Raw genomic sequence first — 23,963 nt, forward strand, 5'->3', positions numbered from 1 at the left:
ACAGCCTTTGGCCTTAATATTCACCCCTGCCCCACTGCAAGCGAAGCGCACCGATGAATCGAAACGACCTGCGTCGCGTAGACCTCAACCTGCTGATCGTGTTCGAAACCCTGATGCACGAGCGTAGCGTGACCCGTGCAGCCGAAAAGTTGTTTCTCGGCCAACCGGCGATCAGCGCAGCCTTGTCGCGTCTGCGCAACCTGTTCGATGACCCGCTGTTCGTGCGTACCGGTCGCAGCATGGAACCGTCGGCACGGGCCAATGAAATATTCGCCCTGCTGTCGCCAGCACTGGACTCGATCTCCACCGCCGTCAGCCGCGCCGCCGAGTTCGACCCGGCCACCAGCAACGCGGTGTTTCGCATTGGCCTATCGGACGACGCCGAGTTCGCATTGCTGCCCCAGTTACTAAAGCGCGTGCGCGCCGAGGCCCCGGGTATCGTGCTGGTGGTGCGCCGGGTCAACTACCTACTGATGCCGACCTTGCTGGCCTCGGGCGAAATCTCCGTGGGTGTGAGTTACACCAGTGAACTGCCCGCCAATGCCAAGCGCAAGGTCTTGCGCCGCAGCAAGCCCAAGCTGCTGCGTGCCGACAGCGTGCCAGGCAGCATTACGCTGGACGACTTCTGCGCCCGCCCCCATGCATTGGTGTCGTTTGCCGGTGACCTGTCAGGCTTCATTGACGAGGCATTGGATGAAATCGATCGCAAACGCCATGTGGTCCTGGCAGTACCTCAATTCAACGGCTTGGGCAGTTTGCTAGCAGGCACCGATATCCTCGCTACGGTGCCAGATTACACCGCCGATGCCCTGACCGCGGCAGGTGGGCTGCGCGCGGAGGATCTTCCGATCGACGTACGCTCGTTCGAGCTGCACATGGCCTGGCGAGGCGCGCAGGACAATGACCCGGCCGAGCGCTGGTTGCGCTCGCGGATACAGATGTTCTTCGGCGACCCTGACAGTCTTTAGGTTTCGTCGGCCAGGCTGTTTAGTCGATCATTTCTGCCTTTCCACAATCCATGTACCTCACTCACTTCCAGTGAATTGTTACATTGGGGGCACATCTGAGGGCATGATTTCGAAGGTTTGAATCGCCCCTCGTTCCTTATACCCCGCCCAGACGCCGCAAGGATAAAGATTTGAACTCATGGTCACCTCAGCGATATCAACTTTGGTCGCCTTGCAAATCACTGGCCAAGGCAAAGGTCACCGCTGCCTGGGCATGCAGTTGAGTGGTATCTAACAAGGGCAGTGCGCTGTGCTCAGGTTTGATCAGCAGCCCTATTTCAGTACATCCCAGAATAATGGCTCGCGCACCGCGGGCTGCCAGCGAATCGATGACCTGCTGATACAACAAACGCGACGTGTCGTTTATAACGCCAATGCACAATTCGTCGTAGATGATGCGGTGAACGACTGCGCGGGCGTCGGCATCTGGCACCAGGACCTTCAAGCCCATCGCTTTCAATCGGTCTTTGAGAAAGTCTTGTTCCATTGTGAACGACGTACCTAACAAACCTACCGTCGTCACGCCGGCCGCCAACGCAGCCTCCGCTGTGGGATCGGCGATGTGCAGAAAGGGAATATTGATGGCGTGTTGAATCTGCTCGGCGACCTTGTGCATCGTGTTGGTACACAGAACCACACAATCCGCGCCGCCAGATTCGAGCCTTCGCGCCGCATCCGCTAAAATCGCGCCGGCATCCGACCAACGCCCCAGATGCTGCGCTTGCTCAATGGGGCCGAAATCGACACTGTACATCAGCAATTGCGCGGAGCGCAGCGGGCCTAACTGGGTTCTGACTTGCTGGTTGATAAGCCGGTAGTATTCGATACTGGATTCCCAGCTCATGCCACCGATAAGGCCAATAGTGCGCATGCGATGCTCCAAAAATGATGAATGAGTGCGAAAAAGCTTCCCATCGAACAAGCGACGTATCTATCAGGAAATTTCATATGCTGAGCCGGGACATATTAGGCGGTGCGGTCTGCGTCCAGCTCTTGCCACGTGCAGCTTACAGCGCCCATGACCCTGCACAGTGGCATACCTTGGGTGTCTCGCTGGAGCGGCAGAAAGGCATACATGCCATCAATTCGGATCGCCGGGTCGATTTCGACACCCTGCCCGGCGTGCTGGCGCAAACCCCCATCGGGGTCGACGTGTTTTCCGAGTCCATGGGCGGGGGCGAATACCTGGTCCTGCGTATGGACCGTTACTTTGCCGATCAACACCTGCCGGCGCTGGACCAGCGCATTGAGTCGGCAGGCCATGCCGGGGCTCTTCGCGTAGCGCAACAGATACGCCGTGCGCTACTTGCGCCGCAAGTCGATCATCTGGCCCTGGAGCAGAGAGTGCTGTCACTGGTAGAGCTGGCCAAACCTGCTCAAGATCGTGCGCAACGCCTCAAATCCAATGCCCTCAAACCGGTGCTGGATCAAATTACCGAGCTATATCAGCAGCCTCTGACACTTGAGCAAATGGCCGGGACCTATGGCTGCAACGCGCTACGTTTGCTGCGTGATTTCACCCGCGCGGTGGGCACCACACCCCATGCCTACCTGGTCGAAATCAGGCTCCAGGCCGCCAGGCATTTGATTGAAACGACCGATCTTGCATTGGCGATCATTGCCTTGGAGGCCGGGTTCGCTCACCAATCCCACATGGGCAGCGCTTTCCGTCAGCATCTGGGTATCACGCCGAGCACCTACCGCCGCAGAACAGCTTCGTCACGTAGATGACCTGACTACAGGCCTGATCCAAACGACTCTGGGTGCGCGAAGCGCTCATTGCAGGCGACTGGCATCCAGTCTTTCGAAGATGTCAGATAATGAGGCTCGAAATACCTCGATACGTCGCTCGTAAGCCACCCTGCGCCATGAACTGACGTTTCCGAGTACACCAATCAGTGCGTACTGGCGCTGTCAGCGGCACTCAGGCAGCGTTGGACGCAACTGAGCGAGACGCTCAAGCAGGCGCTGTACGAAACCCTGGGCGATCATCGCACCCCGGTGCCCATCACAAAATCGCTCGCCCCTCACGCAGTAAGTGATCAAGCTCTGCAACTGCTCAAGACTTGCCTGTTCGATGGCCTCAGGCTCCCTGACTAAGCTGTCGGCGGTAGGACGGTAGTCGAGCGCGACCCAGCATTCCTTGCTCGCCTCTTGGTAGAACTCCTCGACTACCCTGGCGTATATCGGCCAAGGGTGTCCGTCTTTGAAGCTGTAGGCCTCTATGGCCGTCCCCCCTGGGTAGAGCAACGGCAGAAAGTGCAATAAGGCGTCGATATCGGCCTGAGTGGGAAGCATCACAACATCCTTTTCATCGGTCAGGGCCCCATCCTTGCACGATGAGCGTGGCTGATAACAGCTCGAAACTCGCCCGTGGCTGTGAACAGCTAGCTGAACGGAGTTATCAGCACATGCAACGCCCTTTGCTGACTTGAGTGAGCGCCAATTCTAGGGTGGTGACGCTTTTTCATGACGCATCCAGCACGTGGCCCATCGAGAATCGATCAGCAGTTGACATTAGAGACGATCAGTCTAAATTAGACCGCATGACTACCTCCAAACCTACCCCACGGCGAGGTCGCCCACCCAAAGTCGCACGGGAACATGGCGAAACCCTCGAGTTGCTGCTGCACTGCGGCATGGAAATCCTCACCGAACAAGGTTTCGCCGCCACTGGTATCGAGGCCGTACTCAAGCGCGTGCAGGTGCCCAAAGGCTCTTTCTACCACTACTTCGAAAGTAAGGAAGCCTTTGGCCAGGCGGTACTGCAGCGCTATGCCGATTACTTCGCGCGAAAGCTCGAACGCAACTTCGCTGATAAAACCGCATCCCCTCTGCAACGGCTGGGCAACTTTGTTGAGGAGGCAAAAGCGGGGATGGCACGCTACCAGTTCCGAAGAGGCTGCCTGGTCGGCAACCTCGGCCAAGAGGTCCTGGTGCTCCCGGACAGCTTCCGCGAACAGTTGGAGTTGACCCTGCAGGATTGGGAGCAGCGCCTGGCAACATGCCTGGAGGAAGCGGTTAAGCTGGGAGAGGTAGCTGGCGGACAAGACTGCAAGGCCCTCGCCGCTTATTTCTGGGTAGGTTGGGAGGGCGCAGTGCTGCGTGCACGGCTGACCCAGACTGTCCGCCCGCTGGACATTTTCTATCGAGGGTTTCTGAACGGAATCACTCGCTGATTCCTTTCGGTCTATTTAAAGACAACCAGTCTAAATAAGGACGAATCATGTTCAACGCCATTTTGATCGAGAAGCAGGATGATCAGCACACTGCGCGAGTCAGCGAACTGCCAGAGGATCAACTGCCGACCGGTAACGTCACCGTCAAGGTGGCCTACAGCACCTTGAACTACAAAGACGCGCTCGCAATCACTGGCAAAGGCCCAGTCGTGCGTCAATTTCCGATGGTGCCAGGCATCGATCTTGCCGGCACTGTCGAGGCCAGTGACGATCCTCGCTATCAGCCTGGCGATCGTGTGCTGCTCAATGGCTGGGGTGTTGGTGAGGGGCATTGGGGAGGGCTTGCTCAGAAGGCTCGGGTCAACGCCGACTGGCTCATTCCCCATCCCGAAGGGCTGAACGAGCGTCAATCGATGGCCATCGGCACAGCGGGGTACACCGCCATGCTCTGCCTGATGGCCTTGGAACGCCATGGGCTCGAACCCAGCGCTGGGCCGGTGCTGGTCACCGGTGCCAGCGGCGGCGTGGGCAGTTTCGCCATCAGCCTTCTGGCACGCGCTGGCTATACCGTGACCGCCGCCACGGGCAAGTCCAGTGAGCACGAGTACCTGAAAAGCCTGGGTGCGACGACCATCATCGACCGCGGGGAACTGTCAGCGCCAGGGCGGCCGCTGGCAAAAGAAAAATGGGCAGCCGTCGTGGACTCGGTCGGCAGCCACACGCTGGTCAATGCCTGCGCAAGCACGATGTCCGAAGGCTTGGTAGCGGCTTGCGGCTTGGCTCAAGGTATGGACTTCCCGGCTACCGTCGCACCCTTCATCCTCAGAGGGGTGAGCCTGCTCGGGATCAACAGCGTAACGCAGCCTTATGAACGGCGTATCGAAGCCTGGCAGAGACTGTCTACCCAACTCAACCTCGACGATTTAGCCTTCATGACCAAAGAGGTCACTTTGCAAAAGTCGCTGGCAGCTGCCTCGCAGCTCATGCAAGGGCAGATTCGTGGCCGGTTGATCGTTGATGTGAACAGCTAGGAATCGCCAGGGTCATCTGGTCGACTAGCGCTAGAGCTTGGCGGGCGTTATGGGATCACCTGCGAGCAGCAACGGCCAATATCGCCTGCCCATGGTCGATTACCGGCACCGGCATATGTTCGCGTCGGCTGGTCAACCAAGCTCGCATGCGCTCGGTATCGAAAATCTGGCCTTCGTCCATCATCAACAGAATGAGGGCCTGGGAGACGCGGTAGCAGCCACACAACGAACAGCGCCGCTCCTCCCAACCGATGATGGATTTGATAGTCTCAGCTTGGCCCGCACAAATCAGGCAACTCATGGAAGCCCCCTTATTCTTGTATCGTAGGCTGGATGCGATTTTCGTCAGGATGCAATGATCAACTATGGCTATATGAGCATTGTGTGAAGCCGATAATTCCGTCCCCAGTACATCTATCGCAGGGTGAGGCAAAGCTGCCTCGCCCCTTGCGATAACGGCCGCTGGGTCGAGGCGAGGCTGGCGTTATGGAGAGATGGGGTCACTGGCCGGAAAGGTTTCATCCAAGGCACTGTCGACGGTATTTTCGTCGGGCTGAGTCAGCTCGCCACAGTTACAGCCGGCCATGCGGCACGGTTCACCCTGATGGTGGCCGGTTGCGCAGGCCTCGCAGCAGTAGGCTTTATCACCCTGAACCATGGCATTGGCGTCCACAGTGCAAGAACAATGGTTGCACGAACAACGTTGTTCATTCATCACGGTCTTCTCCACAAGTCGTCGGCCTGAACTGCAGGCCACCTACACTTCGAGGGCGCTCAGCAACACGTTGCTTTATTCGATCGTCAGACTTACCGACAAATGGTGGCATTGGCCTGGCACCAAGCGCTCTGTAACACGATCAGCTCAGGCGAGTGACGGTCAACGCTGTTACAGCGATGCGCTCCACGCGTTCGTAGCCTGGTTCGAGCAACTGCTCGCCAAACACGTCCGGGTCCAGCTCTTGATAAGTCCAACCCAACTCAGGCCCAGCAAGGATGGAACGTATTGCTTCCTGGAACGCATCACGCCCATCAACGATAGCGACACCGGTATACAGCAACAACGTGCCACCTACTTTCAGACGCTCACAAGCCTGCTCGACAATTCGCAATGACAGCTCGGCGCCCAGCGCGGCGCCGCCATGGCGGTAAGCGCGGTGCTCTGCGTCAAGCATATAGGGTGGGTTAGCGACGATCAGGTCGAACAGCCCGGTCACTTCATCGAAAAGATCGCTGCGCGACACGGTGATGTTGCTTACCCCCGCCAGGGCCGCATTCACGGCCGTATACCGCAGCGCTTTGGGATTGATATCCACCGCACTGACCTGCGCATGGGGTGCGGCGCGGGCGATCAGCAATGCCCCAACCCCACTGCCGCAACCCATGTCCAAGGCATGCTGCACCGGCTCGGGCCGGCTGCGAAGATGATCTTGTATGCACTGGGCAAAGCGGTAGCTGTCTGGCCCGAAGAAGACCGCGTCGTGACTGTCGGTGGGCCAGGCTGAATGCACCAACAGCATTTCATCCAAGCTGGACCAACGTACCGTGCTGCGCCACAGGGCCCCCTGGGCGTCCAATACGCCTGCCACACGCAGTTGCTCCAGCTCGTCGGCGCTGATCAGCTGCGAGGCGAACGGACGGCTCCATCCGAATACATCACGCATTGTCTGCGCGCGTTGCGAACCTTCACGCGCATTGACCCTAGCCTGCGTAGCGGGCGTCACGCAGATGAATCGATAACCATCGGCCTTGAGCCGTTTTCCGAGCTGCAGCAACGCCTCGTCGGCATGTGCCTGAGTCGAATCGAGCATCACAGGAGCCCCCCGTGCATCAAGCCGGTTGCCTGAATGAACGCGCGCGTGGCATTGAGCCCCTGCTGGCTTGCGTGCCGGTTGCCGGCCATTGCCTGTATCAACGTATCCACATCCGTAGTGCGTGGAAAGATTGGCGCCTGGGTCTGCAGCTGCAAAGCGCGCTCCCATTGCCCTGGCGGCACTCTGCGCACTGCCGGGCGCTGCCAGGTGCCGGCGATCCAGTCATACCACAGCTGTTTTTCGTAGGCGTCGAACACGCCGAACATAGGTGCTGTAGGCCCTTCGATGACAGACCAGAACCGGCTTTCTTTCGGATCGGCGTTGCGCCTGACCCAGCCCTGATCTTCAAGCGCTTGCACGAACGCAGGCATCGAGCCAGGCTCGGCAAGCCATTCGTTAATCGTGCGCCCGCTCAGCCGGCAGCGATCCGAATGCATGCACTGCCCATAGAGCCCTTTGCGCTCCAGGGCTTCGAACAACTCGGTCTGCAAGTCGAAAGACGCGACCATCGAGGGCGTATCGACACCCAGGTCGTTCAGGCGATATCCGTGGCGCACACGCTCGTAGAACGCCGGCCCCTCATCCTGGGCCAGGTCGGCGAAGCTGGACAGGGCCAGATTCGCATGGCCACTGGCAGCGTTGTCGATGGTCACGTGTAGCTGGAAGTAGTGCGCATCGATGCCCAACTCGGCCAGCTCATGGGTGGTGATCAGTAAGTGCAACGGCGGTTGCTCATAGCCTAAGTTGTAGCCGATCACCTCTGGCAAGAACCGCTCACAGTGCTGCCCCAATGCCAGTTGCAGGGCGCCCTGCAGGTAACGTGCAGGTTCGAGCGGCGGCGACTGACGGCAGCCAAGACGGCTCAGCAGACGCTGAAAGATCAACACGTGATTGCAATGCGGGTCGCCATCACCAAGTTCCTCGAGGAACGTGCGGATCAAGCCGTGAAAGCGCGGGTCTTGCCAATGCCACAACATGCCGTGCAGCCAAGCACCGTCCACTGCCTTGGTCGGTGCGACCTGATGCAAAAACCAAAGCGCGTGGGCACGGTTGGTGAAGTAGCGCCGAGGCGCACCCTCGCGGCGCTGCTGAAGATACAAGGCATGTTCGTTGGCAACGCGTCGAGTGTGCTCATCAGCCCACTGCGGCAATTTCCGAGGATCGTCTGGCAGGTCATCGGGCAATACGCGTGCATGGCGCAATTGCTCCTCCAGCCATGTCTCGGTGTTTGCTTGGGGGCCTTGGAGCAGGGCTTTGTAGCGGCTTTCCAGCCCTTCGCCGGCCTCGAACGTTCTGGGTGTGAAGTGAGCTTGGGTCGTGGCCACGTGCGTTCTCGTTTTTTTTGTAAGACATGAACAAACGAGTGGGCCACCCACCAGGAATTCGTTTCAATTTCAGGTTGACGGATGAATGGCAACTTGGCTGCAGCGGGTCGTGCGCAGAAGCCCCACTGCGTGAAAAAAACTAAACCTTCTGACGCGCAGCGGCTCAACCAATTGCGACATAGAGGTCGCCCCCATAAAACAAAGGAGTCAGAGATGAACAAGCCATTCTGGAAAATCGCCGGCGTCACCCTGCTGATGGGTCTCGCTTCACTTCAGGTCCAAGCGGCATCGTCCAATGACTTCGTCGACGCCGCGACCGAAGCGGGTATCGCAGAGGTGGTCACTGGCAAGCTGGCACTGGAAAAAAGCCAGAACGCAGACATCAAACAGTTCGCACAGCAAATGGTCACCGACCACACCAAGGCCAATCAGCAGCTGGGCGAAATTGCGCGCAAGCTCGACATTAGCGTCCCCGACGAGGCGGCGCTGACCGACAAGGTCAAGAAAATGATCCTGGAATGGCGCGAGGAGTCCTTCGACCGCTCGTACGTCAACAACCAGGTCGACGCACACGAGAAAGCCGTGGAGCTGTTCAAGAAAGAGGCCTCGTCCTCTGACAAACCAGAGCTCAAGGCATTTGCCAGCGAAACGCTGCCAACTCTTGAAGATCACCTGAAGCAGGCCAAAGCGCTGCAGGCTACTCACGCCAAATAACTTGCAAGCCTCAAGCCCTGGGAGTCGTAATACCCCTCAGGGCTTTCGGGTCTGCTCTTCTTCCCGTTTGTCTTCAGCCTGGCCCTCGGCCTTGTCCACCAGCAATGGCATGGTTCCAAGTACCAACAGGGCCAGCACCGTACTGACCAGTGCAGTGGCCTCGCGCCCCATACCGGCTGCGGTGCCGATCGCCGCCGTCATCCATAACCCGGCGGCTGTGGTCAGACCCTTGACATGGCTGGTGTCCTGACCATTTCCTTTGAGAATGGTACCCGCCCCCAGAAACCCGATACCGGCCACGATACCTTGGATCACGCGGCTCAATGCCTGCTCATCGGCTCCAGCCATGCTCGGCGCCAGCACGAAAAGTGCCGCACCCAGGCTTACCAGCATATGTGTCCTTACCCCCGCGGATTTACCCTTGTGCTCGCGCTCAAAACCCAACACAGCGCCTAATACGGCAGCCATCAGCAGACGTACCACTATCCGCAAGATTTCGCGCCCATCACCAATATCGGCGAACTCGGCCAGAATCGTTTCCCAAATCATATCCATTGCCAGCATCCAGCTTGATCGAGCGCTGAACCTGGCGGGGCTGCAGGCAGGCTCGAGACTTATAGGAGTGAAGAGCGGTCTATCAGAACTGTTTCTGCTGCGATGACGATTCAAAACTGCCAGGGGTGCAACATTAATGCACCAAGGCTCCCATCAAATATCCAGTGCACCTGCGATAAGGGCGCTGAGCTTATCTGCGACATCGCCACTGGCCGCGTCCAGCAGGCATATCGGTACGCCTTCCAAAGCCGATTGTGTGCCTAACGCCCCCTCGGCAAGCAGCGCCAGCGGGCAGTCCACCTCCATCTGCACGCAACGCAGCGCTTTGGCCAAGGCCGTGTTGATCGGCCCCTGCAGCGCGATCACAAGAGCCGCGGGCTGCATGGAAGCACAGACCAATGGCAACTCCTCCAGTGGCTGCCCGCAACCAAGCACCTCAATGCGTTGACGCTCGCCACTGAGCAGCAGGCCGTGACACAAGAGCTGTAATTCGGCTTGCCCTGCCGTACCTGCCAGCAGCACGCGCGGGGCCTGCACCTGGTTCATCTGCAAGCGCATCAGTAAGCGAGCACGCAAGAACGAATCGAGAAACAGCCATTGGCTACGCTGCCCTGACGCAGCACCCGACGCCAGTTCGTACCAGACCGGCATCAATACCTCCCGCAGCACGCAGGCCTTGGGTAACAACGTAAACAGTTGCCCATGGATCGCTTCGAGCGCTTGCCCATCGAAGGCCGCACAGGCCCGCAGCACGGCGCAACGCCATTGGTCGAACGGCGAGTGCTGCTGAAAGTGGACTTCGGGTTGGTTCGCGAGCCTGTCACCGACCTTACTGATCGGCAAGCCGTTGGCTGTCCAACGCAGGATGTCGCGGATACGCTGCACATCGCCTGGCGTGTACAAACGGTGGCCGCCTTCTGTGCGTTGCGGGCTTATCAACCCGTGCCGGCGCTCCCAGGCGCGCAAGGTGACCGGGTTGATGCCGGTCAGGCTGACCACATCGCGCATGGGAAGCAAATCGGGTTGAGGGGAGTCAGTCATAACTAAAAGTTGTCCGAGTAATGGCGCATTCTAAACTGATATGCACCTTCTGCGGCGAGCCCGCTTGCTTCATCATGCACTCAACAGCGCCAAAGCTTGCTGCACTCCAGCCTGAGCGCACCGAACACATACGAATTGCCTGTAGGTGGGCCTAATGATCAACGCAAAACTCCTGCAACTGATGGTCGAACACTCCAACGACGGCATCGTCGTCGCCGAGCAGGAGGGCAACGACAGCATACTCATTTACGTGAACCCTGCGTTCGAGCGACTGACCGGCTACAGCTCGGAAGATATTCTTTATCAGGACTGTCGCTTTCTGCAGGGTGAGTATCACGCCCAGGCGGGTGTTGGGATCATCCGCGACGCGATCCGCGAAGGCCGCCCTAGCCGCCAGGTCCTGCGCAATTACCGTAAAGACGGCAGCCTGTTCTGGAACGAACTTTCCGTGACACCCGTGCGCAATGAAGCGGACCAGCTAACCTACTACATCGGCATTCAACGCGATGTCACCGCACAGGTTAGCGCCGAGGAGAAGGTTCGCGAACTTGAAGCAGAAGTGGCCCAGCTGCGTGAGCAATTGGCTTTGACGCAGCGGTGAAGTAAATCTATACAAGACGGCAGCTATGTATAGATTATTTCGCCTGCTTCGGCTATACCTGTACAACAAATCCTTTTTGTACAGGATTGCCAGGAGCCAAGCATGTCAGTGTATCTACAGGACTTCGCCAAGCGCTTCGCCCGCCTTCAGGGCGACAACCTTGATGCGCTGAGCGAGCTGTATAGCGAGGACATCACCTTTCGCGACCCGCTGCACCACATACAGGGGCTCCCTGCCCTACGCGCCTACTTTCAGCAGCTGTACGCCAATGCCAGCGATATTGGCTATGAATTCACCGGCGCCGATGAAGTCGGCCCGGGTCAAGGCTATCTGCGCTGGACCCTGCATTTTCGTCATCCGCGCCTGGCCCATGGCCGGCCGATCACCCTGCAAGGCTGCAGCTTCTTGCAGTGGCGCGACCGTGTGCATGCCCATCAGGACTATTTCGACGCCGGCGCCCTGCTATACGAACATATTCCGCTCATGGGCAGCGCCATCCGCTGGCTCAAAGGCAGGTTGGCATGAGCCGCTGCTGGTTGACCGGTGCGAGCAGCGGTATAGGCGCCGAGCTGGCACGCATTCTTCTTGAACAAGGCCATCAGGTTGCATTGGGCGGGCGCCATGCACAACGCCTCGCGCCGCTGGCTGAGCGCTTCCCAGGGCAAGTTCTGCTAGCCATCGGCGAAGTGGACGATCCCCAACATGCTCCCGAGGCCGCAGCGCTGATCGAGCGCAGCTGGGGCGGGCTGGACTGCGTCATTCTTAACGCCGGTACGTGCGAATACCTTGAGCCTGGCCATTTCGATCCAGCGTTGGTCGAACGCGTCATGCGCACCAATTTGATGGGCGTCAGCTATTGCCTGGCAGCAGCCCTGCCCTTGCTTCGTGCCGGCAAGCGGCCCCATTTGGTCGTGATGGGCAGCTCTGTGACCTGGTTGGCCCTGCCCCGCGCAGGCGCGTACGGTGCATCCAAGGCTGCGGTGCGCTACTTGGTGGAGTCGCAGCGGATCGACCTGGCGCGTGAGGGCATCGCGGTCACCTTGGTCAGCCCAGGCTTCGTCGACACCCCCCTGACCCGCCGTAACGATTTCCCCATGCCGCAACTGTGGACGGCCCAGCGCGCCGCGCAATATATCGCCAAGCGCATGCCCGGCCAGCCGCTGGAAATCAACTTCCCGGTGGTTTTCACCTGGGTATTGCGCCTACTTGGAGCGTTACCCGTACGTCTGCGTCTGGCACTGGGCCAACGCCTGGCCCGTCATGAACAGGAATGATGATCCATGCGCATAGCAATCATCGGCAGCGGCATTTCCGGCCTGACCTGCGCCCACCTACTGTCGCGCAAACATGAGGTCACCGTGTTCGAGGCCGAGCAGTGGGTCGGTGGCCACACACACACGCTGGATGTGACCTACCACGGCCAGCGTTATGCGATAGATACAGGGTTCATCGTATTCAACGACTGGACCTACCCCAATTTCATCCGTTTGCTGGACCAACTGGGGGTGGCTTCGCAGCCCACCGAAATGAGTTTTTCCGTGCACGACCCGGCCACGGGCCTTGAGTACAACGGCCACGACCTGAACACGCTGTTCGCGCAACGGCGCAACTTGGTGTCTCCTGGTTTCTGGGGCATGATAAGGGACATTCTGCGCTTCAACCGCCAGGCATTGGCCGACCTGGGCAGCGGTCGCATCGACAGCAACACCACGCTGAACAGCTACCTGCAGGCCGAGCACTACGGGCAACGTTTCATCGACCACTACATCGTGCCAATGGGCTCGGCGATCTGGTCGATGTCGCGCGCCGACATGTTGCAGTTTCCCTTGGCATTCTTCGTGCGCTTCTGCCGCAATCATGGCTTGCTGTCCGTCAATCAACGCCCCCAATGGCGCGTCATCACCGGTGGCTCAAGCAGCTATATCGAGCCGCTGTGCCAACCCTTCGCCGACACCCTCAGGCTCAACTGCAAGGTTCACAACGTAGAGCGCGATGAAGGGGGGGTTACTCTGGTGAGCGCCGCAGGCACCGAGCGTTTCGATAATGTCGTTTTTGCCTGCCACAGTGATCAGGCCCTGAGCTTGTTGAACAAGCCAAGCCCAGAGGAGCGCGCCGTGCTTGGAGCCATTGGCTATGCCAGCAATGATGTGGTGCTGCACACCGATACCAGGCTGTTACCCCGTCGCAGGCGTGCCTGGGCCAGTTGGAACTACCGCCTCGGCGGCCCAGCCCAGGCGCCAGCGGCGCTGACCTACAACATGAACATTCTGCAGGGCCTGGAGGCACCCGCCACGTTTTGCGTAAGCCTCAACCAGACCGCGCTGATCGACCCGATGCAGGTGATCGCCAGGTTTCAATACGCTCACCCTCAATACAGCCTCGCAGCGTCGGCTGCTCAGGCGCAGCACGAGCTTTTGCAGGGCCAGCAGCACAGCTACTTCTGTGGCGCTTACTGGGGTAACGGCTTTCATGAGGACGGAGTGGTCAGCGCCTTGAAGGTGGCCGCCCACTTCGACGTGCGACTGTGAACAGCAGCCTGTGCCATGGCTGGGTCAGCCACCGTCGCCTGACGCCTCGGGCTCATGCTTTTGCTTATCGCATCGGCATGTTCTACCTGGACCTGGACGAGCAAGCCTGGCTCAAAAGCCTTTCACGCTGGCTGGGGCACTGGCGCTTCGCACCGCTGTGCTGGCGCGAAACCGACTATCTGCCGGGCAGCACCCGGCGCGGTGAATCACTGGCCGATGCCGCTCGCTCACTGGTCGAGCAGGCCACCGGCCAGAGACCCCTTGGGCCGGTGCGGCTGCTGACGCAGCTGCGGTGCTGGGGGTTGTCGTTCAACCCTGTGAGTTTCTACTTCTGCCATGACCACGAAGGCGTACTGGCGGCCATCCTGATGGAAGTACGCAACACGCCCTGGCGCGAACGCTTTCACTACGTGCTACCGGTGCAGGGCAACCTCACCAGGCCGTTCAGCGTGGCCAAGGCATTCCACGTATCGCCGTTCATGGGCTTGAACATGGACTATCACCTGCGCTTCTCACTGAGCGCGGACCACATTCGTATCCACATGCAAAATTGGCAAGACGGCCTGCAAGTCTTTGCAGCCGATCTTGCTCTGCATCGCCATCCCCTGAACAGGCGTTCGCTGCGCCGCTACGTGATGACGTTCCCATGGATGAGCTTGCGCACTGTTTCGGCCATCTACTGGCAAGCGCTGCGCCTGTTACTAAAACGTACCCCTGTACATGACCACACCCTCAGCCAGGGCGACCTGGCCCTAGGCCAACCGTTCGAGGATCCCGAAAATGCCAAATCCCACCCTCAGCGTTAGCAAGTTCGTAGGCCTTGGCCCCTTGCTTGGCGGGCTGGCACGCAGTGCCGTACTTGCCCAACTGGGGAAGTTGCGCCATGGCCACCTACGCCTGCTTAGCCATGGCCAGCAATGGAGTTTCGGTGATCCTGCCAGCCCGTTGCAGGCAGAGGTGGAGATCCTCGATGACGCCACCTGGAGCCTGGTCGCCGGCAATGGTTCGATCGGTGCTGGGGAAGCCTACATTCACGGCTATTGGCGCAGCCCTGACCTGGCGCGGGTGACGCGCCTGTTCATCGCCAACCTAGAGGTGTTGGATGCGCTCGAGGGCGGCCTGGCCCGCCTGGCGCGCCCGGCCCTGCGGATGCTGCACAGGCTCAACCGTAACAGCCGCCGCGGGGCGCGGCGCAACATTCTGGCCCACTACGACCTGGGCAATGCCCTTTTCGAACGGCTGCTGGACCCTACCATGATGTACTCGGCAGCCCAATTCGAGTACCCGGAGCAGGAACTGGAGCAGGCTCAGTTGCATAAACTCGAGCGGATTTGCCAGAAACTCGAGCTCTGCCCAGATGATCACCTGCTTGAGATCGGCACTGGCTGGGGCAGCCTGGCCATCCATGCGGCCACGCATTACGGCTGCCGCGTCACCACCACGACGCTTTCCGAGGCCCAGTACAGCCATACCGTGGCGCGGGTTCAGGCCTTGGGCCTGGAGCAGCGCATCAGTGTGTTGCGCGAAGACTACCGCGACCTGCAAGGTCGCTTCGACAAACTGGTTTCGATCGAAATGATCGAGGCCGTCGGTCATCGCTACTTGCCGGTGTATTTTCGCCAGTGCGCCTCGCTGCTCAAGCCTGATGGCCTGATGCTGCTGCAGGCGATCACCATTCGCGATCAACGCTACGCCCAAGCCCGCCGCTCGGTCGACTTCATCCAGCGTTACATCTTCCCAGGCGGCGCCTTGCCCTCGCTGAGCGTGATGCTCGATACCGCCAGCCGGCACACGGCGCTGAACCTGCTGCACATGGAGGACTTCGGCCCAGACTATGCGCTGACCCTCCAGCACTGGCGAGACAACTTGCGCCAGGCCCGCCCAGCGCTGGCAGAGCTTGGCTACGACGATACCTTCCAGCGCCTGTGGGAGTTCTACCTGTGCTACTGCCAGGGCGGCTTCGAGGAGCGCGCCATCGGCGTTGCTCACCTGCTCTTTGCCCCGCCCCTGGCACGTCGCGCGCCCCTGCCGGCAAGCGCATGACACACACTGGCAGAGTGCTTGCCAACGCCCTGTGGCTACAGGCTGGCTGGTGGCTGTGCGTACTGGGCGCACAACGCCCCTGGCTGTTGCTGACGTTGATCCCGGGCCTGGCATTGCATCTGTGCCTGACCCCGGACACCCAGCGCGAGATCAAGGCCATGCTGCGTGTGACCTTGGCGGGGTGTTTACTCGATAGCGTACTGGGGGCGGCTGGCGTATTCGCGTTCGATACTGTCCCACTACCGCTATGGCTTGCGCTGATGTGGCTGGTGCTGGCCAGCGGCATGCGTCATAGCCTGGCATGGCTGAGCCGTAAATGGTGGATAGCAGCCCTGCTGGGCGCCGCAGGTGCGCCCCCGGCATACGTGGCTGGCGCCAGGCTAGCCGGGGTTGAACTGCCCTTGGGCGAGATCACCACTTGGCTCTTGCTGGCGCCGATCTGGGCCGCAGCCCTACCCCTGCTCCTGCGACTTGCAACGTGGCGCTGAGCGGCGGCATCGCTCCGAGCAGTAGCGCACTTGCTCCCAACAGCGTGCCCAGCGCTTGCGCCAGTTGAACGGCCGGCCACAGACCACACAGACTTTGCTCGGCAACAAGCTCTTTTTCATATCGCCTGCCCCGCATCCAGTTGGGCCAACAGTGACTGCCCACGCTGCCACACGGCATCACGCCGGCTGGTAGACATGCCATCGAGGCTGCGATAAACCAGCGCCAACCTAGGGTTGGCCGACAGCACCGGCCGATGGCGAATGAGAAAATGCCAGTACAGGGCATTGAAGGGGCAGGCATCCTCCTCGGCCACATGATCAACCCGGTAGCTGCATTGCTGGCAATGGTCAGACATACGTTGAATATAACGCCCGCTTGCGCAGTAGGGTTTTGAGCCCAGGTAACCACCATCGGCATGCATCACCATGCCCAGCGTGTTGGGTAGCTCGACCCAGTCGAAGGCGTCCATGTAGACGGCCAGGTACCATTCACAGATCGCACTCGGCACGATCCCGGCCAGCAAGGCGAAGTTACCGGTAACCATCAAGCGCTGAATATGGTGGGCGTAGGCCAACCGCAGGGTCTGCCCAATCGCTTGTGCCATGCAGCGCATGCGGGTCTGCCCGGTCCAGTAGAACTCCGGCAAAGCGCGGTCGTTACCCAGGTAGTTGAGTTCGGCGTACTCAGGCATACGCAGCCAGTAAACGCCATGCACATACTCGCGCCAACCAATCAGCTGACGGATGAACCCTTCAGCTGCGTTAAGCGGTACGCGCCCCTCGCGCCATGCCCGGTCGACGTCCTCGCACAGGCTGCGCACATCAAGCAGGCCCAGGTTGAGCGCTGCGCTGATGCGTGCATGGAACAGATAGGGATCACCTTCAGCCATGGCATCCTGGTAGTCACCAAACGCCGCCAGACCAAATTGCAGAAAGTGTTCCCAGAGTTGCTGAGCTTGGGCGTGGGTAACGGGGTAGTCGAAGCCTTCGACGGCTCCGTAGTGGTCGCTAAAATGCAACCGCACTAAGCTGACGACTGCTACGGTGATCTCATCCTGCGGGAAATGCGCAGGAAACGGCCCATGCAACTGGCCGGGCAGGCGCTTGCGGTTCTGGCTGTCGAAGTTCCAGGCACCGCCTGCCGGGCTGCCGTCCAATTCCATTAACAGGCCGGTACGCTTGCGCATACCGCGGTAGAAGTGCTCCATACGCAGCTGGCGACGCTCGCTGGCCCAGCGGGCAAAAGCTTCCCTGGAGCACATGAAGCGCGTATCGCGGTGCCACACCAACGGCAAACCGGCATCTCGTAGCGCCTGCTCCAAGCGCCACTCGCCGCACTCGGTGAGATGAATATCAGTCGCCCCCAGGGCTTTGCGCCAACGCTGCAGCTCGCCAACGATGCTGCCGCTGTTGTCGGCGGCATCGAGCTCGACATAGTGCACCTGCCACCCGCGTTCGCGCAGTGCCTGGGCAAAATGGCGCATGGCGCTGAATATGAGCACGATCTTCAGCGGATGATGCGGCACATAGCGGGCCTCACCCTGCACCTCCGCCATCAGTATGGCGTCGGTGGCCGGGTCGAGCGCCTGTAGACTTGCCAGATCGAAAGACAGCTGATCACCCAACACAAGGCCCAGGCGCACCGCTTGAGCTACCACTGGCTGTCGAGCGAAAAAGGTATGCGAAGCGGCGCAATGGGGCCGTCGCGCTGCCCGCACATTTCATCGTGGACCGCATGTTGTACCAGCATGCAGGGCACCGGTGGAACGTCGGCGAGCAACTGACGCAACTCGGTCGTGGAGCGCAAACGAATGGGCTGGTCATCCTCATCGGCCAAAGTCACTGGGCCTTCTGTGGTCAAAGCTCTGAGAATATAGAACCCACCTTCGAGCGACAGCAGTTCCAGCTCTTTCGCTTCACCGCTGGTTACCATTTGGATCAGTGTGGTCAAGTTCATGGAGTAGCCTCGGGCATGCGGCGGAAGAAGAGAGTGATCTGGCCGATCTCGACACCGAGCTTGGTCATGCTCGACCGGTTGATCAGGGTGTCCTCATCCATCAAATACATCCAATCGTCCAGATCAACCTGCCAGTGCCGCCCGTCAACCGGCAGGTCCAGCGTGTATCGCCAACGCAGTGCATTACCCGCCACTTCGCCCTGCGCCTGGCCAATCACATCGCCAGCCGTGCCCCGCCAGCGGTTTGGACCTTCGGGCACCAATGTCCAGACGCGCTGTTGGCGGGTGCCGTCGCTGTACACGAAACGTTCGTCCAGGATCAGCCGCTCGCCCTCGCGACGGCTATCGATGCGCACGTGAAAGCGCTTGACCACTTCGCCTGATCGCTTCTGGAACATGCCCCAGGCCTGTACGGGCCGCGAGAAGAACGCAGCCAAGTCAAATTTTGGTTGCTCCTGGGCATAACGCTCTACCCCCACATTGCCGCAACTGCCTAGCAGCAGGCAGCAGACAAGTAGCATCGCTCTAGACATATTCACGTTCCTCGCTCGTTGCCTGCCAGCCCAAGTAGGCGCTGACGCAGTTGTGTGTCCCTGGCGCCGGGTGCCAGCCATATTGCAAAGAAAGCTCTGGCGAAATACGGGTCCGCAATCTCGCGGCTTAGTTGGCCATTGATGTAAAACCGACAACCGACCTCTGGGATATAGACCCCGGTAATGCGCATACCAGGTTCTACGTCAGCGAATGCTTGCCCTAGGGCCTTGCCCCAATCATCGCTTTGCTGCGCAGTCAGGGTGCCAGCGCTTAAACGGCGCATCTCTTGGAGGCTGGCTTTGACCAAGGTGTCTTTCGAGAGCGCTCGGTGGTAAAGCAGGTCGAGCGCAAATGGCTGATTCCAGTCATGGACAGGGCCTGCAGCCCACAGTTGGGCTGTATAAAGGCTCAAGCCAAACCAAGTGAACTCCCCAGAGCCAATCCGCTGCGCGCCAGGCAAGTCCGAGCGCCAGTCGCCCACCGCAGAAAATGCAGCAAGCAGCAACAACAGGCAGTTCCAACGAATAGGGCGGGCCATGCTGACCTCGGTCACGTTCAAATCTTGTACAAATATAGCACCATGTATAGGTTTTGCTCGAATAACGTATAGTTTTTTTCAGTTATCGACCCAAGCCCAGGTCGCATCCCAAGCTAGGGATGTCGCCTCCAGCACCGCCTGTAGCAATCCAAACGCCTACCCTTGCCCTAGCCAACGCCCAGCGGCTGGTCATCAACTTTCTAACCCCGTGGAGTCGTGAACAATGCCGATAGGCTTCAGGCCTGCCCAGGCCTCGGACGCGCAAGACATTGCGCGTTTTTTCCAACTCACATCCGAGGGCATGGCCGATTACATCTGGAGCACGCTCGCAGCCCCTGGAGAATCATTGCTCAGTGTCGGTACCGCTCGCTATGCCAGAGACCATGGTGACTTCTCCTTCAAAAATTGCCTGATGGCGACCGACGAGGAGCGCGTGGTCGGCATGATGCACAGCTACCCGTTGTACGCCACGGCTGGCAGGCCGAGCGAAACCGACCCTGTGCTTGCCCCCTATGCCGACATGGAGGTCCCCAACACGTTGTACATCTCCAGCCTGGCACTGGATGAGGGGTGGCGAAACCGGGGGCTGGGGCTTGAGTTTCTGCGCCACGCCCAGCAGCGCGCTGACAATGCGGGCCTCGATGGCCTGTGCCTGATCGATTACCAAGCCAATCACGGCGCCCGCCGCTTCTATGAACGCCACGGCTTTAGAATCGTGAAAACCTGCCAGATCGTGGCCCATCCGATGCTGCGAGTCACCGGTGACGCCTACTTGATGTATCGCCCCACTCAAAATGTGCTCGGGAAATGACCATGAACAAGCAACTGACCGTATTCCGCGAACTGGATGTTGAACCGCTGCGCGACCTGCCATTCTTCGAAGCCGTTGTGGAAGGCGACCCGCACACACTCACTACCAAGCACTATCACGACGAGCAGCAAGGCCGTATCAGCGGCGAATGGGAAGCCAGCGTCGGGGCATGGCGCATCGACTACAAGGTTTGGGAGTTCTGCCATGTGCTAAGTGGCTGCTGCATCATCGAACTTGAGGGTTGCTCGCCAGTCAGGTTGAGCGCTGGCGACACGTTCATCATCGAGCCAGGCGCCAAAGGTAAATGGACAGTGGTGGAAAACATGAAAAAGAACTTTGTCATTCTGCTGCCTGCCGGCTAACCCGCGCGCTTGAAGGCAGCTCCGGTGGCAGGGGTGGGGCGCGCCACGGGCACCAACTTGGTTCATAACCTACAGCCCCCTGCCCCATGCACCCTTTTGATGCAGGTCACTGGCTGCACTCCAGGGGCGGTCGGAGGATAAAAGGCAAATATTTCAGCAAGTTATCCTCGGCATCCGCGCCTGGAGGGCTGCGCCGGGGTTTGGGCACTTTCATTGCAATGAAGCCTTGCATGCACAACGCACTGCCAGCAATGGTTGCAAGGAGTGGCTATGTCCCGGGCCTTTTTCAATGAGATGTATGAACCCAACGGCAATTGCCGCCCGCATTATCAAGAGTTCGCTCGCTGGTTGGCCAACACCCCGCTGGAGCTACTGGAGCAACGTCGACGCGAAGCCGACCTGCTGTTTCACCGCGCCGGCATCACCTTCACCCTCTATGGCGACAAAGAAGACACCGAACGCCTGATCCCCTTCGATATCATCCCCCGCAGCATCCGCGCCAGCGAGTGGCGCACGGTCGAACGCGGCTGCATCCAGCGGGTGCAAGCGCTGAACCTGTTCCTGCAAGACATCTACCACGACCAGCGCATCCTCAAGGAAGGCATCATTGCGCCTGAGCAAGTGCTGGCCAATGAAGGCTATCAGATCGCCATGCAGGGCCTGGACCTGCACCGCGGGCTGTATGCCCATATCGCCGGCGTCGATCTGGTGCGCGATGGCGATGGCAGCTACTTCGTGCTGGAAGACAACCTGCGCACGCCCAGCGGCGTCAGCTACATGCTCGAAGACCGCAAGATGATGATGCGTTTGTTCCCCGAGTTATTCGCCGCTCAACGTATCGCCCCCATCGATCACTACCCCAACCTGCTGCTCGATACACTCAAAAGCGCCAGCCCTCTGGATAACCCAACCGCCGTGCTGCTGACCCCAGGACGCTTCAACAGCGCCTACTTCGAGCACGCCTTCCTGGCACGGGAAATGGGCATTGAACTGGTGGAGGGTGCTGACCTGTTCATCCGTGATGAGCATGTCTACATGCGCACTACCGCAGGCCCTCAGCAGGTGGATGTGATCTACCGACGGCTGGACGACGGTTACCTGGACCCACTGTCGTTCAACCCCGACTCGATGCTCGGGGTGCCAGGGCTGATCTCGGTGTACCGCGCCGGCAACGTGGTGCTGGCCAATGCGGTGGGCACCGGGGTGGCTGATGACAAGTCGATCTACCCCTATGTCGATGAGATGATCCGCTTCTATCTGAGCGAGGAACCGATCCTCAACAACGTGCCGACCTGGCAGTGCCGGCGCCCTGCCGACCTGTCCCATGTACTTGCGCACCTGCCGGAGTTGGTGGTCAAGGAAACCCAAGGCTCCGGCGGCTACGGCATGTTGGTCGGGCCAGCTTCGACCAAGGCGCAGATCGAGGACTTCCGTGCCCGCATCAAAGCTCGCCCGCATGCCTACATCGCCCAGCCCACGCTGTGCCTGTCCACCTGCCCGACATTCGTCGACAGCGGCATCGCACCGCGCCATATCGACCTGCGCCCGTTCGTGCTGTCGGGCAGCGAAACCCGCTTGGTGCCCGGTGGCCTTACCCGCGTGGCCCTGCAGGAAGGCTCGCTGGTGGTCAACTCGTCGCAGGGCGGCGGCACCAAGGACACCTGGGTGGTGGAGGACTGAACCATGCTTTCAAGAACCGCTTCCGACCTCTACTGGATGTCGCGCTACCTGGAGCGCGCGGAAAACCTCGCGCGTATGCTGGAGGTCAGCTATTCGCTGTCGCTGATGCCCCAGGCCGGGCGCAGTGACGGCCATGCGGAGCTGGCCATGTCGCTGCTGGCCTCCGGCACGCTGGATGACTACCGCCGCAGGCACGCCGAGCTCGATACCGAACGGATGCTGCACTTCTTCGCCCTGGATGCGACCAACCCCAGCAGCATCTATTGCTGCCTGCAGGCGGCCCGAACCAACGCCCACGCTGTGCGCGGGCGTATCACCGCCGACATGTGGGAGAACATCAACGCCACCTGGATCGAAATGCGCAAGATCGCCAGCAATGGCCTGGGCCGCTACGGCATCAGCCAGTTCTGCGACTGGGTCAAGGAACGCTCGCACCTGTTCCGTGGAGCGACCTCGGGCACCATCATGCGCAACGATGCCTATAGCTTCATCCGCCTGGGCACCTTCCTTGAGCGAGCCGACAACACGCTGCGCCTGCTCGATGCTCGCTATGAAATGTTCGGCGAAGCCTCCGAAGAGGTCAGTGATGATTCGGCCCGTGGCTACTACCAGTGGAGTGCACTGCTCCGCGCGCTGACCTCCTATGAAGCCTTCAACGAGCTCTACCGCGCAGCCCCCAGCGCCCGGCCAGTGTCTGAGCTGCTGCTGCTGCGGGTGGACGTACCCCGTTCCCTGCATGCCTGCATCGATGAGCTGGATCAGATCCTTGGCAGCCTGCCCGGCAGTACCGGGCGCGCGGCACAACGCATGGCTGCCGAGCTCAACGCGCGCCTGCGTTACACCGCTATCGACGAAGTCCTCGAGGCCGGGCTGCACCCGTGGCTGACCGACTTCCTCGGGCGCATCAACCAACTGGGCCAGGCGGTCCATCGCTCCTATCTGGAGGTTGTATGAAACTGTCCATTCGCCATGACACCACCTACAGCTACGCAAGCGATGTGTGTAACAGCATCCAGTTCCTGCGCCTGACGCCTCGCAGCAGTGGCCGCCAGCGTATTGATCAATGGCAACTGGACCTGCCCTGCAAAGTGCGGGCTCAGGTCGATCCTTATGGCAACATCCTCCATGTGTTGACCTTGGACAAGCCCCACGGCCACCTGGCCCTGACCGCCAGCGGCCAGGTAGAAATCGACCCGGCGTGCGAGCACGAGGCCGGTGAACATTCACCCCTGCCGTTCCTGCGCGGCAGCCATCTAACCGAAGCCGACGACACCCTCAAGGCCTTCGCCAGCCGCCACTGCGGTGAACACCGCGACCGAGCCGCGCTGACCGCGCTAATGCAGGCCCTGGCCGAGCACATGCCGTATTCCCCAGGTGCTACCTCGGTAGGGACCACAGCCATCGAAGCATTCAAGGGCGCTGCCGGGGTTTGCCAGGACCACACCCACGCCTTCCTCGCTTGCGCACGCAGCCTGGGCATCCCGGCGCGTTATGTCTCCGGCTACCTGTGCACGGAGGATGAACAACACCTGGCCAGCCATGCCTGGGCCGAAGCCTGGCTCAACGGCGCCTGGTACAGCTTCGACATCACCAACCGCCTCACCCGGCCTGAACGCCACTTGAAGCTGGCGGTGGGCCTGGATTACCTCGATGCCTGCCCGGTCAGGGGCGTGCGCCGGGGTGGCGGCGTCGAATCGATGCAAGCCAGCGTCCATGTGCACCGCCAGTAACTGGCGCAGCCTGCGCTCACAACGATTT

The 23,963-nt window shown here is 60.1% G+C and carries 30 protein-coding genes; 17 read left to right on the forward strand and 13 right to left on the reverse strand.

Annotation, left to right across the window (positions count from 1 at the left end; all coding sequences use genetic code 11):
* Nucleotides 1-53 precede the first annotated feature (53 nt).
* The gene (locus tag HU725_RS12145; protein ID WP_060477094.1) at nucleotides 54-968 is read left to right on the forward strand and encodes a LysR family transcriptional regulator; all 915 of its coding nucleotides are present in this window, start codon (nucleotides 54-56) and stop codon (nucleotides 966-968) included.
* 196 nt (nucleotides 969-1,164) lie between these two features.
* Here HU725_RS12145 and HU725_RS12150 read toward each other — a convergent pair whose 3' ends face one another.
* Nucleotides 1,165-1,878 carry an aspartate/glutamate racemase family protein gene (locus HU725_RS12150; protein WP_186477838.1) on the reverse strand — a complete coding sequence of 238 codons (714 nt, stop codon included), beginning with the start codon at nucleotides 1,876-1,878 and terminating at the stop codon, nucleotides 1,165-1,167.
* 77 nt (nucleotides 1,879-1,955) lie between these two features.
* On the opposite strand from HU725_RS12150, the gene HU725_RS12155 reads away from it, so the two are divergent.
* Nucleotides 1,956-2,738, forward strand: coding sequence for a helix-turn-helix domain-containing protein (locus HU725_RS12155; protein ID WP_186477839.1), 783 nt, complete (start codon nucleotides 1,956-1,958; stop codon nucleotides 2,736-2,738).
* Between the two features lie 183 nt (nucleotides 2,739-2,921).
* Here HU725_RS12155 and HU725_RS12160 read toward each other — a convergent pair whose 3' ends face one another.
* Nucleotides 2,922-3,305 (reverse strand): DUF6508 domain-containing protein, encoded by a 384-nt coding sequence (locus HU725_RS12160; RefSeq protein WP_186477840.1) that lies wholly within the window; start codon nucleotides 3,303-3,305, stop codon nucleotides 2,922-2,924.
* A 248-nt stretch (nucleotides 3,306-3,553) separates the two neighbouring features.
* Between HU725_RS12160 and acuR the strand changes: the two genes are divergently transcribed.
* Nucleotides 3,554-4,186, forward strand: coding sequence for an acrylate utilization transcriptional regulator AcuR (gene acuR, locus HU725_RS12165; RefSeq protein WP_186477841.1), 633 nt, complete (start codon nucleotides 3,554-3,556; stop codon nucleotides 4,184-4,186).
* A gap of 47 nt (nucleotides 4,187-4,233) precedes the next feature.
* Nucleotides 4,234-5,217, forward strand: a complete 984-nt coding sequence (gene acuI, locus HU725_RS12170) for an acrylyl-CoA reductase (NADPH) (RefSeq protein WP_186477842.1) — start codon at nucleotides 4,234-4,236, stop codon at nucleotides 5,215-5,217.
* A 55-nt stretch (nucleotides 5,218-5,272) separates the two neighbouring features.
* Here the strand turns inward: acuI and HU725_RS12175 are convergent, their stop codons facing one another.
* From HU725_RS12175 to HU725_RS12190, 4 genes are all read right to left on the reverse strand, one after another.
* Complete coding sequence (locus tag HU725_RS12175) at nucleotides 5,273-5,518, reverse strand: hypothetical protein (RefSeq protein WP_186478004.1); 246 nt, start codon at nucleotides 5,516-5,518, stop codon at nucleotides 5,273-5,275.
* A 183-nt stretch (nucleotides 5,519-5,701) separates the two neighbouring features.
* A complete protein-coding gene (locus HU725_RS12180) occupies nucleotides 5,702-5,932 on the reverse strand; it encodes a metallothionein (RefSeq protein ID WP_060477088.1) in 231 nt (76 codons plus the stop codon).
* 142 nt (nucleotides 5,933-6,074) lie between these two features.
* On the reverse strand, nucleotides 6,075-7,028 hold the full coding sequence (locus HU725_RS12185) for a methyltransferase (protein WP_437180292.1): 954 nt from the start codon (nucleotides 7,026-7,028) through the stop codon (nucleotides 6,075-6,077).
* Nucleotides 7,025-8,353 (reverse strand): iron-containing redox enzyme family protein, encoded by a 1,329-nt coding sequence (locus tag HU725_RS12190; RefSeq protein ID WP_186477844.1) that lies wholly within the window; start codon nucleotides 8,351-8,353, stop codon nucleotides 7,025-7,027. The genes HU725_RS12185 and HU725_RS12190 overlap by 4 nt, the downstream gene beginning before the upstream one ends.
* A 213-nt stretch (nucleotides 8,354-8,566) precedes the next feature.
* Here HU725_RS12190 and HU725_RS12195 point away from each other — a divergent pair, with 213 nt between their 5' ends.
* Nucleotides 8,567-9,067, forward strand: a complete 501-nt coding sequence (locus HU725_RS12195) for a DUF4142 domain-containing protein (RefSeq protein WP_186477845.1) — start codon at nucleotides 8,567-8,569, stop codon at nucleotides 9,065-9,067.
* Between the two features lie 36 nt (nucleotides 9,068-9,103).
* Here HU725_RS12195 and HU725_RS12200 read toward each other — a convergent pair whose 3' ends face one another.
* Entirely contained in the window at nucleotides 9,104-9,622 is a 519-nt protein-coding gene (locus HU725_RS12200) for an MgtC/SapB family protein (protein WP_186477846.1), read from the reverse strand.
* A 153-nt stretch (nucleotides 9,623-9,775) separates the two neighbouring features.
* Entirely contained in the window at nucleotides 9,776-10,663 is an 888-nt protein-coding gene (locus HU725_RS12205) for a MerR family transcriptional regulator (RefSeq protein ID WP_186477847.1), read from the reverse strand.
* 154 nt (nucleotides 10,664-10,817) lie between these two features.
* On the opposite strand from HU725_RS12205, the gene HU725_RS12210 reads away from it, so the two are divergent.
* The 7 genes from HU725_RS12210 (at nucleotide 10,818) to HU725_RS12240 (ending at nucleotide 16,323) form a co-directional block, all read left to right on the forward strand.
* On the forward strand, nucleotides 10,818-11,264 hold the full coding sequence (locus HU725_RS12210) for a PAS domain S-box protein (protein WP_186477848.1): 447 nt from the start codon (nucleotides 10,818-10,820) through the stop codon (nucleotides 11,262-11,264).
* Between the two features lie 102 nt (nucleotides 11,265-11,366).
* Nucleotides 11,367-11,789 (forward strand): nuclear transport factor 2 family protein, encoded by a 423-nt coding sequence (locus tag HU725_RS12215; protein ID WP_186477849.1) that lies wholly within the window; start codon nucleotides 11,367-11,369, stop codon nucleotides 11,787-11,789.
* Nucleotides 11,786-12,538, forward strand: a complete 753-nt coding sequence (locus tag HU725_RS12220) for an SDR family NAD(P)-dependent oxidoreductase (protein ID WP_060477080.1) — start codon at nucleotides 11,786-11,788, stop codon at nucleotides 12,536-12,538. Before HU725_RS12215 ends, HU725_RS12220 begins: the two co-directional genes overlap by 4 nt.
* A 6-nt stretch (nucleotides 12,539-12,544) precedes the next feature.
* Entirely contained in the window at nucleotides 12,545-13,792 is a 1,248-nt protein-coding gene (locus HU725_RS12225) for an NAD(P)/FAD-dependent oxidoreductase (RefSeq protein ID WP_186477850.1), read from the forward strand.
* The gene (locus HU725_RS12230) at nucleotides 13,789-14,598 is read left to right on the forward strand and encodes a DUF1365 domain-containing protein (RefSeq protein ID WP_186477851.1); all 810 of its coding nucleotides are present in this window, start codon (nucleotides 13,789-13,791) and stop codon (nucleotides 14,596-14,598) included. The genes HU725_RS12225 and HU725_RS12230 overlap by 4 nt, the downstream gene beginning before the upstream one ends.
* The gene (locus HU725_RS12235; RefSeq protein WP_186477852.1) at nucleotides 14,573-15,835 is read left to right on the forward strand and encodes an SAM-dependent methyltransferase; all 1,263 of its coding nucleotides are present in this window, start codon (nucleotides 14,573-14,575) and stop codon (nucleotides 15,833-15,835) included. Before HU725_RS12230 ends, HU725_RS12235 begins: the two co-directional genes overlap by 26 nt.
* Nucleotides 15,832-16,323 (forward strand): DUF2878 domain-containing protein, encoded by a 492-nt coding sequence (locus HU725_RS12240; RefSeq protein ID WP_186477853.1) that lies wholly within the window; start codon nucleotides 15,832-15,834, stop codon nucleotides 16,321-16,323. Before HU725_RS12235 ends, HU725_RS12240 begins: the two co-directional genes overlap by 4 nt.
* Here the strand turns inward: HU725_RS12240 and HU725_RS12245 are convergent.
* From HU725_RS12245 to HU725_RS12265, 5 genes are read right to left on the reverse strand one after another with little or no spacing between them, the layout of a single operon-like run.
* Nucleotides 16,288-16,443 (reverse strand): DUF2256 domain-containing protein, encoded by a 156-nt coding sequence (locus tag HU725_RS12245; protein ID WP_186477854.1) that lies wholly within the window; start codon nucleotides 16,441-16,443, stop codon nucleotides 16,288-16,290. The two genes, HU725_RS12240 and HU725_RS12245, sit on opposite strands and share 36 nt — an antisense overlap.
* Nucleotides 16,440-17,966, reverse strand: a complete 1,527-nt coding sequence (locus HU725_RS12250) for a cryptochrome/photolyase family protein (protein WP_186477998.1) — start codon at nucleotides 17,964-17,966, stop codon at nucleotides 16,440-16,442. Before HU725_RS12250 ends, HU725_RS12245 begins: the two co-directional genes overlap by 4 nt.
* Before the next feature lie 8 nt (nucleotides 17,967-17,974).
* Nucleotides 17,975-18,280, reverse strand: coding sequence for a DUF6482 family protein (locus HU725_RS12255; RefSeq protein ID WP_186477855.1), 306 nt, complete (start codon nucleotides 18,278-18,280; stop codon nucleotides 17,975-17,977).
* Nucleotides 18,277-18,813, reverse strand: coding sequence for a DUF3833 domain-containing protein (locus HU725_RS12260; protein WP_186477856.1), 537 nt, complete (start codon nucleotides 18,811-18,813; stop codon nucleotides 18,277-18,279). The genes HU725_RS12255 and HU725_RS12260 overlap by 4 nt, the downstream gene beginning before the upstream one ends.
* Nucleotides 18,814-18,815: 2 nt before the next feature.
* Nucleotides 18,816-19,352 carry a chalcone isomerase family protein gene (locus HU725_RS12265; RefSeq protein ID WP_186477857.1) on the reverse strand — a complete coding sequence of 179 codons (537 nt, stop codon included), beginning with the start codon at nucleotides 19,350-19,352 and terminating at the stop codon, nucleotides 18,816-18,818.
* A gap of 223 nt (nucleotides 19,353-19,575) precedes the next feature.
* On the opposite strand from HU725_RS12265, the gene HU725_RS12270 reads away from it, so the two are divergent.
* From HU725_RS12270 to HU725_RS12290, 5 genes are all read left to right on the forward strand, one after another.
* On the forward strand, nucleotides 19,576-20,163 hold the full coding sequence (locus tag HU725_RS12270; RefSeq protein ID WP_060477073.1) for a GNAT family N-acetyltransferase: 588 nt from the start codon (nucleotides 19,576-19,578) through the stop codon (nucleotides 20,161-20,163).
* Nucleotides 20,164-20,165: 2 nt separating this feature from the next.
* A complete protein-coding gene (locus HU725_RS12275) occupies nucleotides 20,166-20,525 on the forward strand; it encodes a cupin domain-containing protein (protein WP_186477858.1) in 360 nt (119 codons plus the stop codon).
* A gap of 270 nt (nucleotides 20,526-20,795) precedes the next feature.
* Complete coding sequence (locus HU725_RS12280; protein ID WP_060477071.1) at nucleotides 20,796-22,205, forward strand: circularly permuted type 2 ATP-grasp protein; 1,410 nt, start codon at nucleotides 20,796-20,798, stop codon at nucleotides 22,203-22,205.
* A 3-nt stretch (nucleotides 22,206-22,208) separates the two neighbouring features.
* Complete coding sequence (locus HU725_RS12285; protein WP_060477070.1) at nucleotides 22,209-23,159, forward strand: alpha-E domain-containing protein; 951 nt, start codon at nucleotides 22,209-22,211, stop codon at nucleotides 23,157-23,159.
* A complete protein-coding gene (locus HU725_RS12290) occupies nucleotides 23,156-23,935 on the forward strand; it encodes a transglutaminase family protein (RefSeq protein ID WP_186477859.1) in 780 nt (259 codons plus the stop codon). Before HU725_RS12285 ends, HU725_RS12290 begins: the two co-directional genes overlap by 4 nt.
* Nucleotides 23,936-23,963: the final 28 nt, after the last annotated feature.

This window comes from Pseudomonas promysalinigenes, assembly GCF_014269025.2.
Classification (GTDB): Bacteria; Pseudomonadota; Gammaproteobacteria; order Pseudomonadales; family Pseudomonadaceae; genus Aquipseudomonas; species Aquipseudomonas promysalinigenes.